12 protein-coding genes are annotated in these 15956 nt (G+C 39.4%); 6 read left to right on the top strand and 6 right to left on the bottom strand.

The window, feature by feature from the left end:
- Both FSB84_RS25205 and FSB84_RS25200 read left to right on the top strand, forming a co-directional pair.
- Entirely contained in the window at window positions 1-2400 is a 2400-nt protein-coding gene (locus FSB84_RS25205) for a hypothetical protein (RefSeq protein WP_130540610.1), read from the top strand.
- 233 nt (window positions 2401-2633) lie between these two features.
- Window positions 2634-3803, top strand: a complete 1170-nt coding sequence (locus FSB84_RS25200; protein ID WP_158644112.1) for a phospholipase D-like domain-containing protein — start codon at window positions 2634-2636, stop codon at window positions 3801-3803.
- A 13-nt stretch (window positions 3804-3816) separates the two neighbouring features.
- Here FSB84_RS25200 and FSB84_RS25195 read toward each other — a convergent pair whose 3' ends face one another.
- The 3 genes from FSB84_RS25195 to FSB84_RS25185 all read right to left on the bottom strand — a co-directional run bounded on the left by FSB84_RS25195 (window position 3817) and on the right by FSB84_RS25185 (window position 8783).
- The gene (locus tag FSB84_RS25195; RefSeq protein WP_130540608.1) at window positions 3817-5418 is read right to left on the bottom strand and encodes an argonaute/piwi family protein; all 1602 of its coding nucleotides are present in this window, start codon (window positions 5416-5418) and stop codon (window positions 3817-3819) included.
- A gap of 2 nt (window positions 5419-5420) precedes the next feature.
- Window positions 5421-6836, bottom strand: a complete 1416-nt coding sequence (locus FSB84_RS25190; RefSeq protein ID WP_130540607.1) for a DUF4365 domain-containing protein — start codon at window positions 6834-6836, stop codon at window positions 5421-5423.
- Between the two features lie 450 nt (window positions 6837-7286).
- Window positions 7287-8783 (bottom strand): Fic family protein, encoded by a 1497-nt coding sequence (locus FSB84_RS25185; protein ID WP_130540606.1) that lies wholly within the window; start codon window positions 8781-8783, stop codon window positions 7287-7289.
- A gap of 125 nt (window positions 8784-8908) precedes the next feature.
- On the opposite strand from FSB84_RS25185, the gene FSB84_RS25180 reads away from it, so the two are divergent.
- Together FSB84_RS25180 and FSB84_RS25175 are read left to right on the top strand one after the other, a co-directional pair.
- On the top strand, window positions 8909-10642 hold the full coding sequence (locus FSB84_RS25180) for an SWIM zinc finger family protein (RefSeq protein WP_158644111.1): 1734 nt from the start codon (window positions 8909-8911) through the stop codon (window positions 10640-10642).
- A 290-nt stretch (window positions 10643-10932) separates the two neighbouring features.
- Window positions 10933-12075 carry a DEAD/DEAH box helicase gene (locus tag FSB84_RS25175; protein ID WP_130540604.1) on the top strand — a complete coding sequence of 381 codons (1143 nt, stop codon included), beginning with the start codon at window positions 10933-10935 and terminating at the stop codon, window positions 12073-12075.
- 419 nt (window positions 12076-12494) lie between these two features.
- On the opposite strand, the gene FSB84_RS25170 is transcribed toward FSB84_RS25175, so the two are convergent.
- Window positions 12495-13487: a winged helix-turn-helix domain-containing protein gene (locus tag FSB84_RS25170; protein ID WP_130540603.1), complete on the bottom strand. Its 993-nt coding sequence runs from the start codon at window positions 13485-13487 to the stop codon at window positions 12495-12497.
- Between the two features lie 171 nt (window positions 13488-13658).
- On the opposite strand from FSB84_RS25170, the gene FSB84_RS25165 reads away from it, so the two are divergent.
- Complete coding sequence (locus tag FSB84_RS25165; protein WP_130540602.1) at window positions 13659-14345, top strand: YceI family protein; 687 nt, start codon at window positions 13659-13661, stop codon at window positions 14343-14345.
- A gap of 35 nt (window positions 14346-14380) precedes the next feature.
- Here the strand turns inward: FSB84_RS25165 and FSB84_RS25160 are convergent, their stop codons facing one another.
- The gene (locus FSB84_RS25160) at window positions 14381-14812 is read right to left on the bottom strand and encodes a superinfection immunity protein (protein WP_207234251.1); all 432 of its coding nucleotides are present in this window, start codon (window positions 14810-14812) and stop codon (window positions 14381-14383) included.
- Between the two features lie 240 nt (window positions 14813-15052).
- On the opposite strand from FSB84_RS25160, the gene FSB84_RS25155 reads away from it, so the two are divergent.
- Window positions 15053-15601 carry a YceI family protein gene (locus tag FSB84_RS25155; RefSeq protein ID WP_130540601.1) on the top strand — a complete coding sequence of 183 codons (549 nt, stop codon included), beginning with the start codon at window positions 15053-15055 and terminating at the stop codon, window positions 15599-15601.
- 112 nt (window positions 15602-15713) lie between these two features.
- Here the strand turns inward: FSB84_RS25155 and FSB84_RS31240 are convergent, their stop codons facing one another.
- Entirely contained in the window at window positions 15714-15896 is a 183-nt protein-coding gene (locus FSB84_RS31240; protein ID WP_225979884.1) for a PCC domain-containing protein, read from the bottom strand.
- Between the last annotated feature and the right edge of the window lie 60 nt (window positions 15897-15956).

Here is a 15956-nt window from a genome sequence, read left to right as displayed (position 1 = left end):
ATGAAGACTTGCTTTATGTATGACTATTACAAAATAGTCGACGTTCCTCAAAAAGGCTTACAGAGGCAAAATCATCTTGTGGTGTTCTTTGCTTATAAAGATGTCTTATTGAATAAATCTAATATTCAATTTCAATTCAGAAGTTATTTTTTCTCGAATACACTACCTGATAAACTGATTATTATTTGTTTAGACTTCAATAAGAACGATGTTCTTAACCTATTTCAAGCTACCTCAGACATATACGAGTATATTCCAAAATTTCAACAAAATCCAAGCGAAAACAATATCGTGATAATCTCAATCGGGTTGTCAGGGATTTTTCATACGGCATTAGGCGCTATCACAGAAGCGGAAATCAAGGAAATTTATAATCGAGGTCTAACGAATATTTTTGTTGAGAACAACGGGCTCATTATTTCAAGATCAGCACACCACTTTGTTTTCCCATCGGGCAAACACAGCGACCGGTTCCTGCGACCTGGCAATGTACTATTACATGGAGCCCAAATAACATTCATTGCTTCCGCCTTGTTGACACGCTTTAAGCAGAGAGATTTGCACCATATTTACTGTGATACTTCTTCCATCAATTCATTGGCATATGCCTATATTAATCTTCGGAAGGAACTGGGTGATCCTTCCAATACTTCTATACATGTCGAAAGTTTTGGCTCATATAGCCTTTTTGAAAAAAGCGCTTTTAAAGCACCTCGTAATAGTATTTTTTTGATTTCATCTTCCACTTCTGGTAGTATTTTGAGGCGGATGACTAGAGAAAACGCACATTCTATTGAATTAAATGACATTGCAGTAATTTATGGATTAGGTGTAGAGTCCACTTTTATTCCTCAAGTGATTTGCGACTTAAAAAAAGATCCTAATTCAAATCCAGAGGGTTTGGCTTCATTTAAGTCTTATAACAGGAATAATGGAGAAATTTGCAAGTTTTGTGAAGATAAATCTGTACCAATTCCTGTGGAAGGTGATGTCTTTCTTCTCGAAAAACCTGCTGTTTCCCCTTACCTTATTAAAAAATCTGATCTTCCAACTCACATACGTAACCTATCAGGATACTATCGACCCAATATTAATGTGCCAGCTATTTTTAGAGTATTTTATAAAGAAAACTCAAATCAAAATCGAAAATACGAGCTCTTTATTGACTTAGAAGCTTTGATTGATAGTTGGACGGGCGATCCAAGCGTTAAAGATGCTTATAGAAGCATGTATACGAAGTTTGAAAAAAGAGTCATTCAAAGTTTTCCTTCTTCATTAAAGTATATTGTAACATTATCTGATATAGCCTCTAAAAAGTTAGCAGAATTAATTGTTGATATACTTTCTAAAAACGGAGCCACCATTGATAGGTCATGCATAATTGCAGATGACAAATTAGTCCAGTCAGTCAAGGCAGGTCAAAAAGGCGTAATTGCGGTAGTGAGCGCATCTGTGGTTACTGGAAGAAACCTACTTTTTCTAAGTAGAGCATTGAGGCAATTTGAGAACGACTATCAACGTATGTTTTTTACATTTATGAACAGAACCACTAAGCAAGATTCATTTGAGTTTCTCGAATCCAATCTAGGTTTAGGTGAAAATGGACCAGGCACATATAAAATTACCAATGTAGAAAGAATTCATTGCACACAAGAATCGATAGCAACACCTTGGCATATAGAGACAGAGTTCATGAAAGTTCTTTATGATTTTTGTGATGAAGATGCAGGACAAAGGTTTGGCAAGACACTAATGTATTGCCAAGTAAGAAGCAGAGTTCTAAATGACTCAGGATCACAAAAGGGGCTTGATAATGAACTTTTCCATCCATCTTTCCATGACAAACCATTAAGAATTAATAATGGGTTTGCATTTGCGCCAACTAAAGATTTTGCAGTAACTGCCTCTCAATCTGAGGTATACTTCATTATTGCAAGCATCCTTAACGATATTAGGAATAAAGGGGAGCTCCTGCAGACAGAATACGTTCGGCATCTAATAGATCCTGGTAACTTTGTTCGTTATAACGACGGTATCATTCAAGCCTGTATATTAAGAGCTGCCAAGGACGATGAATTGAAATATCACCTTTCTGAAGAATTGAGTCTACAAATGAAATCGATTCTGGGGGATATGATACTGCATTTGGATGACGAACATTCAGAAGCCATAGTTGAATTTTTTTATGCAATTGCCATTAAAAAACTGCGGTTAATAGAGAAAGACTTAATTGACTGCCTTGAACTTCTTGAGGAGCATCCGATATACAAAAAAGATGAATCTGTGTTAATGGGTATTGTTTCGTTTATTCAGAATAGAGTTCTAAACAAAAAAAATGTTCAAAAAGAATTTGAAGACCTTCCAAAAGTTAGAGTTGAAGAAGACACTACATTAGAATGATCAATTAGTAGTTTCAAAATTACTTACTCTAACGATGAGAGAGCATGAGTTAGGTTAAAAAAATCAATCGCACTTCAACCAAAAACATAATAAGGTGTTTCCTTGCAGCGTAGAAATCCCTCCAAATAAACATTCATACTTACACCAAGTAATCCGTAATTAGGGAAAAATCACTCTTACTTCATAAAAACTATATGCAATTTATTTGTAACCACCAGGCACAGTCACATAATATGACTATAGCCTCACTAGTTGAACAATCAGACGAAGCGTATATAGCCACGGCCTTTTTGAAGTCATCTGGTTTGAAAGAAATATTTCCTATTCTTAAAAAGTGTGCTCATAGCAATAAAATTGTACACATCATAGCAGGGCAACATTTTGCATTAACAGAGCCTAAAGCTTTACGTTCACTAAGGCAATTATTTCTTGCTAAAAAGAATTGCAAGTTACATTTAGCTCACGCACATAAACGTTCACTAGTTTTTCATCCAAAATTGTTTTTATTTAGAAAAGGGGAACATTTTTCGATACTGTCTGGTTCTGCAAATATTACGGAAGGTGGGCTTACATCTAATATTGAATGCTCTTTGTTATTACACGGATCTACAAGTGATTTAATTTGGAGAGATGCAAAAGGATATTTTGATCATCTACTTTCTGCTGAAATGTCAGAGGTCGCAACGTTATTGGCTATAAGAAGATATGAGACATTTTATGAGGCACAAAAAACTCACAATAAGAAAACTAAAGCCACCCCCGACAGGAGTAAAAGCCAAAAAGAATTCAACTATCTGAATCTAAAAGCGCATTTTGAAAAATTTGATACAACAAGACGAAAGCAAGAATTCAAGGAAAAGCAATGGCATTATGAAGAAGCGATGAAAGTCTTAAATGCAATTGCAGATGCTAAGAAATTAACACAAGTTGAATTCGCAATCCTCTTGGATGACTTAGTTGGGGAAGCTGGCGAGCACGGCTGGTGGCATAGTGGAAGTATGCTTCGATTAAGGAGAGATGTTTACCCGTATTTTCAGGAATTTCAACGACTTGTTCGATTTATTAGAACCAATATCCATTTATCGCCTTCACAATTGTTTACACAGGCTAAACAAATAGTATCAGGGATAAAAGGCGCTAGCATCAATTATATTACTGAAATAATGATGACATATGAACCTCGTCGTTTTGCAAACCTAAATAAGAATCCCATTACCGTTTTGAGATATGAGGGGGATGTATTTATCAAAGCAAGTCCAGAATCTTTTAATGGAAATGACTATGAGGAGTATTGCGATTTGGTAGAAGAAATTAGTCAAGAATTAGGACTGCAAAATATGCTTGAGGCCGATAGTTATTTTAATAATATTTATTGGAAAATTTATAAAAAAAGAAAGAGATAATTCAAAGAAATTACTACATGTAAAAAAAATATTTATCGGGAGGGGTAATATCTTTTTCAATGTATTGTGTTATCTCCCCAACCTTCTGTGCAAACCGAATAGTAATCGGCAAACTGTCGTAGTAGTTGCAATTATTGAAGTTTAATTTTGTTAATGCTAGTATCTCTTCGCAGATTTTCTTAAGTGATGATTCTTGCTCATATACACTTATTTCAAGTGGCCTTGGTATTGCCATACTCGGAAAAGTTTCAAAGTAAGGTATGTAGCCGGTCGTATATAATATTCCGGTGGCGTCGTCAACATGCAGTAGTGTGCCTCTCATGACAGGGTACTGGCCGGTTTCTCGAAGCAGCTTTATGTCAGTAGAACGAATGGTGACTAAGTCAATTTTTACATCTTCCCCCAATTCACTTCGAATGCCACTTTTTAACCCTTCCACCTCCGCATAATCTGCGTTAACGGCTGCATCCCAATATGAAGTTGTCTTATGAATCACGACACGTAGAGGCGGCATGTTCTTATTGAATACTTTATACTCATTAATCACTTTTTTGATAAGGTTATACGCATAGTCATGGGTAAGATGCGGTGCAGGAGTATCCATCTCGTGTTCATTCCATTCAAAATGTTCTCCTACAAAAATTAATCCTTTACCTTCATAGTTGAAGGCTTGGGCGACGCTAGATCGAATCGCGTTCTGCTCCCCATTTAGTACTTTATGAAAGCTAATACCTATAAAACAGGTATGTTTATCATTCATCGAAAGCGTCCATGGTATAGATCCACTTTTATAATAGGTAGCGACACAAAAATTCCAGGCTTGCATGGATAAATCTTGCAACGAGCCTTTTTTCTGGGTAATAGTATCTTCCAAAATGATCTGTACCGGGATGGCCTGGGGTCTCGTAATCAGTTGTGCCTTCAAATGTCGGCGAAGGTTAAAATAACCTTTTCCACCAAAGCTGATAGAAGAAAGTTTTTTAAATACCTCAGAAGGAATTACGATAAAACAAACAGCTGGTTTTGATATACTTTTGGTAAGGATGAAATCATATGCTTGTATGTATAGGTCGCATACCCTGATTGCTTTATCGAAAGCATTAATCGTCTTATCTCTCAGGATATTCATTAACTTAGATAATGGTATGTCTCGATTGTTAGATTCATCATTGATAAAGGATGAACTGATCTTACTATGAGGATTGAAGCCGATAAAATCAGGGTTGTTTTTTTTGTTAACTTTCTTTGTGTTGTTAAGCCTTTGAGTTTCACCTTCCTGAATTTCATCTTCGGTCTTTAAAAAAAGGAGGCTGGATAACGACAACTGGTCATCATTGATATCGACGATTTCACCATCCTCAATTACAGCATCGTCTATTTGATCGACCTTTTCTTCCTTACCCTTAGCCTCAATGTATTCATCAAATGCACCGATCCAGTCAATTGCCTCTGCAATGTTAGCTTCCGTACCTATTATTCCATAGTGGATTTCTGATCGATGAGTATTATTTGTCAGAGAGAAAAAACCACCTAAGGAGATACCTACTTTAGGATCATCGCAAATAAAGTCATTACCGAATTCCAGTTGAGGTTCTTTTAACAGCTCTATTTTCATAATTAAAATAGTGTGTTTTCATTTGAATATGAAGTAGATTTCTTGCGGCTTTTTACTTTAACTTTTTCTACTTTATTTTCCATGGGAATGCCGAATGGTACATCTTCCGCATAAAAGGACTGAAGTTTTATTGTAACACCGTTATAGTCAAAAACGTCCCATTGTTCACTATCTTTTGATAGATAAATCCACCAAAAACGAAGCCAACCATAATACGCATCATTGTACACTCTAGCGGTAAGAAAATTGGTAAACTTTGTAATTTCCAACGGCGGCAATGCCTTTCGACCATCTTCTGTGAAGAAATATTTGTGGCCTAAGGTAGCGTAGAGAGTATCTTCGATAAATAAGAAATGTAGACTAAAGGCCAGATGGCGATAAAATTTATAACTCTGCCCGTATTCATGCCAAGTAACCACCTTTCTATCCACTTCTGCTTCCCGTATTTTTGTTTTGGCTTTAACAGTGAGTGGGGCTTCATCCTTTTCCGGATTAAAGCTAAAATAAAAGCGTTTATATTGTCGGCTATAAAACAAGCGTTTTTTGCGTAAATCGTCCCTAAAATATTCATTCAAAAGCTCTACATAGTGTCTTCGCAATACTACACTTTCTAAGATTGCTGAATAGTTGTAGGTGATAGGATTGTCGTCAATCAGCACCTTTGATTTGAATAAGGCGTATTCTTTGCCTAATCTATGGAAAGTATAAACAATACTCCCATACGCAATGTAAAACGGACAGTCCCCAAAACTTAGCTCCGATTCTTCGCTTGTTACTAGATTTCTGACAGCCCTGTTGTCCTTGTATTTGCTTTTGTAAGCATACATATAACGCGGATGTTTTTGAAACTTCATCAGATTACTAACAATAGTTTCAGTAACATTATAATTCACCCTGGAGCGAAAGGTATTCGAGAATCTTTCTCGGAAATCACTTTTACCCGTCTCGAGTAAATGAGCCTCCTTGTCAAATTGAATTGGATAGCTTTTCTTCTTCTTAATAGCTAAAGTAACTGTACCAATATCGGTTTCAATTACTTTACGGCAGTATATTTTTTCATTGACAGCATCGACAACAACCAGTAGCACTTCATACCCGTGAGTTTTATATTTTATCCAGTAGTCAAGATCTTCCTTTGAAGCATAAAAGTCGAAGCCATTTTGTGTGGAGTTTCGGATATAGGACTTGCCCACACCACCTGTCCCGTCTGTTTTAACCTGTACTTTAATAATCTCACCTGTAGGTGTAGTTTTACCGTTTTCATTTTTCTCCATCATCTCCAAATCAGCGTCAATTCCGAAGTCACTTTTTAGAGTTTCTTTAAAAATAATCACAGGTTGATGATGTAAACAGTACCGCTCAAACAGGTTAGTGCCTTTCATTCCCGTAACATGGGAGTCACTTACAATCTTTGACATAATAAAATGTTTGATTAGCTGCAAAGCCTAGAGCAAGCGAAATGCAATGATGCACAAAGACTTGCTTATGACTATACCGAAGATAAGAATTTTAGGAAAGCGTTCCTAAATATATTAGTGAAGAATAATTACCCAGAGCTTAGTAACAATTGAATGCGGCAACTATAGTTAAAGTTTATGAGCGTCGCTTCTAAACCGACTTAAAATCACCTCTACTTAATAACTACCAAAACCCATAAACTATTGATTGTTAGCTGATTAATGGTTTTATTTGAGATAACTCCTTCCTTAAAAGGTTCGAAAAACTTCCAATCCGGTTCACTTAAGATTTCAAACCCGCGCTAGTCGCGGGTTTTGTATTTCTGCTTCAGTCATATAGACCGTTCCTTTCCGAATCTACCTATCTTCCAATTGCATTGCGGTTCGAATCCTATCCCGTTGCTTGCATCATTACGGCAGTTCATAAATTTCCTTATACACCTTAGCCATCTGGAAAATTTCCTCATCAGTTAATTTTGAAAACTGTAGTCTTCTGCGCTTCGGAAATTCTCCTTTATTCTGATGTAAAAAAATAAGCATCAGATTAATATCCTTGTCAGGCATATCAACAATATTCTGCAAAGCCTTTTTGGCTTCGTCATACCGTTGCAGAAAGGCAAATTCTGCAGGCATATCTTCCTTGATCGTAGCATGTATCGTTTCCAGAAGGTAAACGCATTGATCTGTCAAATCAGGGTAGCGATAATATCCTTCAACATTTTCAAGATTGGATATACTGATTTCTCCAACCTGGTTTTTCTCATATTTAGCACGAAGCATTAACGGATCTGAGTATTTTTCCAGTACATAGTCATAGTCTTTGAGATTACTGAGCATATGCGCAGAAACGGGCACTATCTGGCCTTTAGGAACCATTCCTCCTTGTACAAGGATATCATGAATAAGAAACCGGTGAAGCCTGCCGTTTCCGTCTTCAAACGGATGAATAAATACAAAGCCGAATGATATTATGGCTGCCTTGAGGCTGGCAGGAACCGTATTCGCTTTGAACCAGCATTCCTGAAGCCCATCCATTAAGGAATTCACTAAAGTTGGTGGTGGGCAGATATAATGGATCAGTTCCTGGTAATTGGGCAAAAGCTCTCCGACATAATTTTGAAAATCCCTGAAATCCTTTGCTGCGTATCGAGGATCAACAATTGCATTTTGTAGGGCGATCAGCTCTTGCTTACTCAACATTGTTGCCGGATCTTCGCTGCCAGCCTTCATCAATAAAGCGATGAATTTATCCATTCTGTCTGGCGACGGCTGCTCCTTTTCAATTTCATAGGAAGACTTAGTCTCTTTATTATAGAGGTACCTGATCACTCGGCTGAAGATATCTTCCGGATATTCGCGGCGAATCTTTCCGATGCTATCCTCTATATTTATTTCCAAAAGACCAGACAATCGGTGTGTTCTTCTAACAATCGGACAGAACTGATGATCACCTAACAAATTGTTATTGATTCTCCATTTACTATTCTTAACCATAGTCCCTGTAATGTATTTTTCCTCATCAAGTAGGTCTATGTAATTGGCATTTACCTGTAGCTCAGTCATTAGATCAGTTCCGGTAAGCAGTTCATACAAAAAACCAATCTTCCGGTGGTACTTGCCGGAAGGAGATTGCCGGATAAATGCTTCCACTTCCCCCTTTCGCATCTTGCGGAAAACAGATTGCAGAAAATCAAGGTTCAGATCATCGTATTTGATTCCGAATTCAAGATGTTCTAATGGAGTGTTGTTTTTGGTAGCGTATCCACTGCCATATATTTGTTCAATATTTCCTTTGGAAGTCATTTCTATGGATCCACGGCTACCTAAATAAGAGCAATGAGTCAGGATGTGATGATCCAAATAATAATGCTCTTTTAACCATTGAAATCCTAAAGAAGTAACTGCCATAATAAGTAAGATTTGCTTTAATTCAGGTAGCGAGGTATCTAATTTAGCTAAAATTACGTTTTTTTGCTACAAAATAGCTAACGGTGCTTGTGAGACACTTCAAATAATTTATGAAATTCAGCCAGATGAATATTGAAACTTTTGAAAAACAGATAGATGGCAGGCTTATTCTGAAAGGCAAAGCCTATTACGAGGATGGCTGTATTATCGAAATGGAAGAAATTGATCCTGGAAAATGGGAAGGAATTGTGGCCGGGTCTGATGATTACAACGTTTTTGTGTCATTGGTAAAAAAGAAAATTGTGGATTGTTCCTGTGACTGCCCGCATGATGTAGAATTTTGCAAACATTTGATCGCTGCATTGTTTTACATCAGGGAGGTAATTTTGCTTCTGGATATCGGACCAGTAGCTGCGACAACAGAAGACAAAATAAAGAAAAAAAAGAAACCCTCTGTTGATGAAGCATTAAACCAAATCCCAATAAAGGAACTTCAGGATTTTGTAAAGAAATATGCAAAAAAAAATAAGGGCTTCAGAGATCTATTTTCCGCTCATTTCGCAGGATATTTTGGAGAGGAAAATGGAAAATCATATTCCAGGTTACTTAAAAATGCTGCAAGAGCTGCGGCAGACCGGAGTGGCTTTATTGATTATTACCACGCCAGGGAAGCTTTGGAGCCCGCCATGCAACTTGTCCAAAACGCAGAGGAGGCATTGAATCAGAGGCATTTTTCCATCAGCACGGACATCGCATTTGCTGTTATTGAAGAAGTTCATGACATGGTTGAAAATATGGACGACAGTAGTGGATATGCTGGCACCTGTATTAGCGAAAGCTTTTCTTTACTCAATAGATTACTTGATCTGCCCATTCCCGGCGATCTTAGAAACCGCATATTTGAGGGAGCATTGAAAGCGGCCCAGGAAAAGAAATACGACTTTGCAGGTTTTGATGATGAGTGGCTTGGGCTGGCGATAAAAGCTGCATATGACAAATACAAGCAGGATAAGGCACTTGCTCTTGTCGATAAACTTTTATCTGGGTTGAATATAATTTCAAAAGAATGGTCCGTCGAATTTGATATGGTTCGGTTACTTAAACACAAGATCAGATTACTGCAAAATTTGGGTGCGCACGAAGATGCTACCAAACTGAGACTTCATCATCTTGAATACACAGAATTAAGAATTAGCCTTATTGAAGAATGCATCACTTTAAAGGATTTTGATCAGGCTAAAAAGCTCTGTGTTGACGGGATATCTATAGCAAAGAAAAAGAAGCTGGCCGGAACAATAGACCAATTCAAAGAACTTCAATTGAAAATAGCTCAACTCCAGGGAGATGTTGATCAGGTTCGGGCAATTTCCCTGGATCTGTATGAGGGCCATGATATGAAATACTATCGTGTGCTAAAAGGCACTTACCTTCCGGATGAATGGCCGGCGATTGTTTTCAAATTAATAGATGATCTTGAAACATCAAACAAGAACTTTGCTCATCTGGACAGATCACTTAATGCAGAAAACATTGCGGCTATTTTCATTGAAGAATCATATTGGCCTCAGCTCGTAAACTTGCTTCAGAGGAATCCACAGTTACATTTACTGGAATCTTTTTCACAATATCTGCCAAATAATTATCTATCTGAATTGGTGGATGCTTATTATAAAGCTATTACCCAATATTTGAAAGAAAATACCGGCCGGAATCACTATGTCTTTGTTAGAGGGATTTTGGAAAAAATACTTCAGTGGAAGGAAGGAAAAGAAAAGGTTAAGAAAATTTCGTCCAGTCTTTCTACTCAATTCAAAGCACGTAAGGCACTTATTGAGGAGCTGTGTAAATTACCTGCTTGAAGCGCCAGATAATGTTGTTAGTTCCTGTCTGAGCCGGTTCGAAAAACTTCCAATCCGGTTCACTCAAAAATATTAAGCCTTCAAATTCGATTGAATTTGAAGGCTTTTTTGTGTTCTAAAATATACCTTCAAAATCAGGTTTCGAACCTAAAGATCGGGGATAACAACCAGGATTGATGAAGCTGAAGTTGGGGGCCGTCATTGTCCGCCGTTCGATTAGCCGATTTTGCTCCACTTACTTTACAAGCCATAAAACGCAGTATTTACAATAGCTTTGCGCAAAAAAGAAGATGGCATTTTCCGAATTGGGTTTATCCGCACCGTTATTAAAGGCAATAGGCGAGCAGTCATTTACACAACCTACGCCTGTGCAGCAGCAGTCTATTCCTGCTATCTTACAGGGAAAGGATATACTCGGCATATCTAAAACCGGCTCTGGCAAAACTGCCGGTTACGTATTGCCTATATTGGAATTGTGCCGGCGCCGGGTAGAAAAGAAAGACAGACACGTGCGGGTACTGGTAATAGTGCCCACACGGGAACTGGCTATACAAGTAAATGATGTTTGTAAAACCTTCTGCGCTTACCTGCCAAATGATATAAAAACAATGGCGGTGTATGGTGGTGTTTCCATCAACCCACAAATGATGGCCTTGCATGGCATTGAAATATTAATAGCTACTCCGGGCCGATTGATTGATCTGATACACCATAAAACTGTGCACTTGTCACAAGTAGATATACTGGTGCTGGATGAAGCCGATAAAATGCTGAACCTGGGCTTTAAAGAGGAGATGGATAATGTGTTTCAGTTGCTACCGGCCAAACGCCAGAACCTGTTGTTCTCTGCCACTGCCAGTGAAGATATTGAAGATATGCAGCGTCACCTGTTACGCCAGCCAGTAACGATTGAAGTGGTAGATGAAGAGCAGAGTATAGAACTGATTGAACAGCTTGCCTATCATGTAACCGAAGCACGTAAAGGGCCGCTTTTACGTTACCTGATCAAGAATGAAGGCATGCAGCAGGTGCTGGTATTTACCTCTGCCGTAAGAACGGCAGATAACCTTACCGGCAAGCTTATCAAAAATAAAATACAGGCAGCTTCTTTGCACGGCCACTTGAGTCAAACTGCTCGCCTTGAAACGCTGCAACGTTTTAAAGCAGGCAAGCTGCGGGTACTGGTAGCGTCTGATCTTGCTTCGCGAGGTATTGATATTCAGCAATTGCCTATAGTCATTAACTACGAGCTGCCACGTTCTCCCAAAGATTATATTCATCGAATCGGCCGTACCGGCAGGGCGGGGATTTCGGGCAAGGCTGTTTCGCTGATATGCCCTGATGACCAGCATCATTTTGACATTATCCAGAAAAAGATGGGAAAAAAAGTAGAAATTCGGGAAAGTGACGATCTTAATCTGCAGGGCTTTTAAAAATTACGCTGGCGGACATCAGCCTCAATATTGGCCTTACTGAAGCCAGGAAGATTTCTCAAGTCTTCCTGTAAAAGGTTCGAAAAACTTCCAATCCGGTTCGCTCAGCATTTTAGCCCGCGCTAGTCGCAGGTTTTGTGTTTTAGCCCGATTCATATCGGCTGTTCTTGATCCACAAAATTCTATTTTTCGCGCAGTTGTAAAGCATTGCTGGTACTTAATAATCCCATTTAGAAAGAATTATTTTCTTAATACTTAGATCAATTCCTTCCTCTGGTGGGGCGCAGAAATTTTATTATGAAAATACCGGCGCATGAATGTCCTGTTTTTAGAATGTCGATCATTATCATAGCAGTTCTTGTTATGTTCTATTTTCTTTCACTTGTTCGTTTTTCCGACAAGGTAATTATGAAAACAGTTCAGCAGGCCTCTTGACCAATCACCAGTTTATACCCTTTTCCATGTACATTCAGGATGCTAATGCGCCTATCTGCCTGCAACTTTTTCCGCAATTTCGATACGAACATATCCAGGCTGCGGCCAACGATGACACCTTCATCTTCCCACACTTCTTTCATCAACTGATCCCGGTCTATCACTTCCTGTTGGGCTTGGGCAAAAACATGCAACAGTTTGGCTTCTTTGGCTGTGAGGGTGATGACGGAAGAACCAGCTACCAGTTGTTGACTATCCGGCAAAAAAAGCAGGTTACCAATAGTAATACCGGATGACTCAGGCAATTCCTCTTTGAGTTCTTCCTGCGGCAGATCTGGTTGAATGTTCTGTGTCTCCTGACCATCCATTGTTTTCCCGGTTGAGGAACCAGGGGCTGGCATATTGCCTGCCTTGTCAGCAGCTCTTCTTCTTTTCAAATACAGTGTGCTGAGTAATAAGGCTGCCAGAATAGCCACCAGGCTGCCCGACAACAGGCCACTGGAAAATGGGTCGATACCGGCGGTTTCGGTTTCAGTAAACCTGATCAGTATATTGTAGCAAGCTTTTTCCTGTATGCGACCCAGGCAAGGGATTACATTCCGTGCACTGTCTTTATATATCTGGAATCCGTAGATCACTTCAGCCGGTGGATCACATTGGATCACTTCCACGCGGTAACTGGAGGGCAGGCCGTTGGCCGCTATTACCCGGCGAACAGTTGCCAACAATGTATCCGGCAAAAAAGAAAAGGGGGCCGCAAACCGGATCAGGTATTCCCTGTTCGCCCGCTCTTCCACAGGCAGGATGCGGGAAGAGGAATCGCCGGCATGTAACAGTAACTGATGACCGATCTGCCGGATCACCAACTTTTCAGTTGCCATATCTGTAGCCGGCAGGGTAGCCCGGCCACGGATGGCAGTCCAGGAAACGATAACAATAAGGGCGGCGCCCATTGCCACCATGGCTTTCCAACTCATACTTAAAATTACAGCATTCCCTGTGAGCTCCAGTGTCGCTTGTCAGATTTTACATTCGTTTACAAAGTTTTTACCACGCTTTTACCACTCCTGCTTAAAGGCAGTTTAGGTTTGCATCATCAACCCGGGGTTCTATTTTTCTGCTTTTATCATCACATAAATCAACATTATATGCGGTCAATCTTATTGTTAGTCTGCGCACTTTTTTTACTGACCTGTGCTGTTGCCTGCCGCGATAGTTCAGCGGCGGCTATCACTGAAACTAAAATTGCTGCCAAATTGCCGACAGATTCCATCTGGGTGGGAAATGTAATAGGTTATTCCCTTGTTATACCAGAAAGCTTTGTCAATTGGAAAGGCATGAATGTTATGGGAGGAAATGGACATCAGGGCTATATCAAACCCCTGACAGGCACGCTTACAATCAATGCCAATGGCTCTGTTGAAGGTGGCTATTTTGAGCTGGATATGAATACAATTACCACTACCGACAAAAAAGATACAAGCAGCGATAACGGACTGATATCGCATCTGAAAGATCCTGACTTCTTTGATGTGAAGAAGTATCCCAGGGGAAGGTTCAAATTAATTAACGCAATTAAAGTCTCTGGTGATTCTTCATTTAATATTACCGGTCAACTGACCTTGCGGGGTATTACTCAGGAAATCCATTTCCCGGCCACGATCGTCAGGGATGGTGAGGATCTTGTTGCTATGGCGTCGCTCTCAATAGATCGTACAAAATGGGGTATTACTTACAAGTCAGGCAGTGTAATTGCACTTGTGAAAGACGAGTTGCTGGAAGATCTGGTACAGGTGTCACTGGCTTTACGATTTCAACAGAAACGGGGCTGTTAAGGAACAGGGAGCTATTGGGATAAAGCTCTGTAATACTATTGCCCCAAAATAATTTCTTTCTGTTTATTAAATTCATCATTAGTGATAACACCCTCATCTAACAATTGCTTGTATTGACGCAGTTGGTCTATCTTTTCCTGTTGGGTGCCTGATTGCTTTTGTGAACTATCGGATTGGGGTTGTGAAGAGAAGTTTGGATTATCGGCCTGCGAATACGGCTGAGAGGAGTTATTGACTATAACAGTTTGCGTTGCTCTCGATCCGTAAGAAAAAGCCCATATCAATGCCGCGATCCAGCCAAGGAAAGTCCAACCCAAAAAAAGGTTAAGGAAGAATACACCAATAGTAGCTTGATGATGTCTGGTAGCAGCAATAATTGTAGGCAGAAAATAAAGAGGAAGTCCAATCAACAATAGCAGCCACTCGGTACCGCCGGGCATAGAGAACAATAGAATAGGGTTGTGCATAGCAAAAGGGTTAATTCTAAGGGTTAATTATTGTCAAACTATGACAGACAATATAATAAACTTTTTACTCAGTTCTAAAAAAAACACCAGGGCGTTGCCTGTAAATGGGTATGAAGGAACCCATTGCATCCCACTAACCTCCAGGTTACTACTTACCTTTTGTATAGTTTGCACTTCCCGCCACTACCTCAAAGTAATTTTGTTTTGTCAAATCTCAAATCAGATCTCAAAAACAATCTTATGGCAAATACAAAATGGACGCTGGACCCTTTACACAGCGAATTAGGTTTCAAGATCAAACACCTGATGATCACAAACGTTTCAGGTTCGATCAAAAATTTCAATATCGAAATGGACACTAAAGAGGAAGACTTCGCTACAGCACAGGTTCGACTCACTGCAGATATTGCTTCCATCTCCACCAATAATGAACAAAGAGACGCACATCTCCGTAATGGTGATTTCTTCGATACAGATAATCACCCTCAAATGGAATTCAGGTCAACGAAAGTTGAAGACAAAGGAGACGAAAATTTTACACTGGTAGGTGAACTCACATTGAAAGGTGTTTCCAAACCCGTACGCCTGGATGTTGAATACAGTGGTGTAACCAAAGATCCATGGGGTGGGGAAAGAGCCGGTTTTACGGTAACAGGTAAGATCAAACGCAGCGACTGGGGCATCAGCTTCAATTCTGTTCTGGAAACAGGTGGCGTAGCTTTGAGTGATGAAGTGAAGATCAATGCCGAAGTACAACTGGTAAAACACCCGGCGGAAGTAATTGCATAGTAGATGTAACAGGAGCGGGCGATCAACCCGCTCTTTTTATTTCTCCTCGCATGGAGGTAACTGCAGCACATTCGCGTTCAGCGGTTGTTTCACTTTTCTCTCCAGCTTCTGATCATGTACAATCACTGTGATCTTCGTGGAGCCTGGGATCTAATTTCTTTTTATCGAAATCATAGAACCCAAAACTAACATTACCCGCAAATCCCATTCCCATGAAATTGGCGGATGGTATCTTTTCATTTTTCGCTAATTCCTCTATTTGTGTAAATACATTATCGCCTTCCCGCAAAACCATCAGGTATCCGGTAGGTGTTTTAATGTACCGTTTTTTACATTCAGTTTGTTGAGACTGGCT

It is taken from the genome of Pseudobacter ginsenosidimutans, assembly GCF_007970185.1.
Lineage (GTDB): Bacteria > Bacteroidota > Bacteroidia > Chitinophagales > Chitinophagaceae > Pseudobacter > Pseudobacter ginsenosidimutans.
The sequence above is the reverse complement of the archived record's forward strand: the minus strand, read 5'-3'. Positions and strand labels throughout refer to the sequence as shown.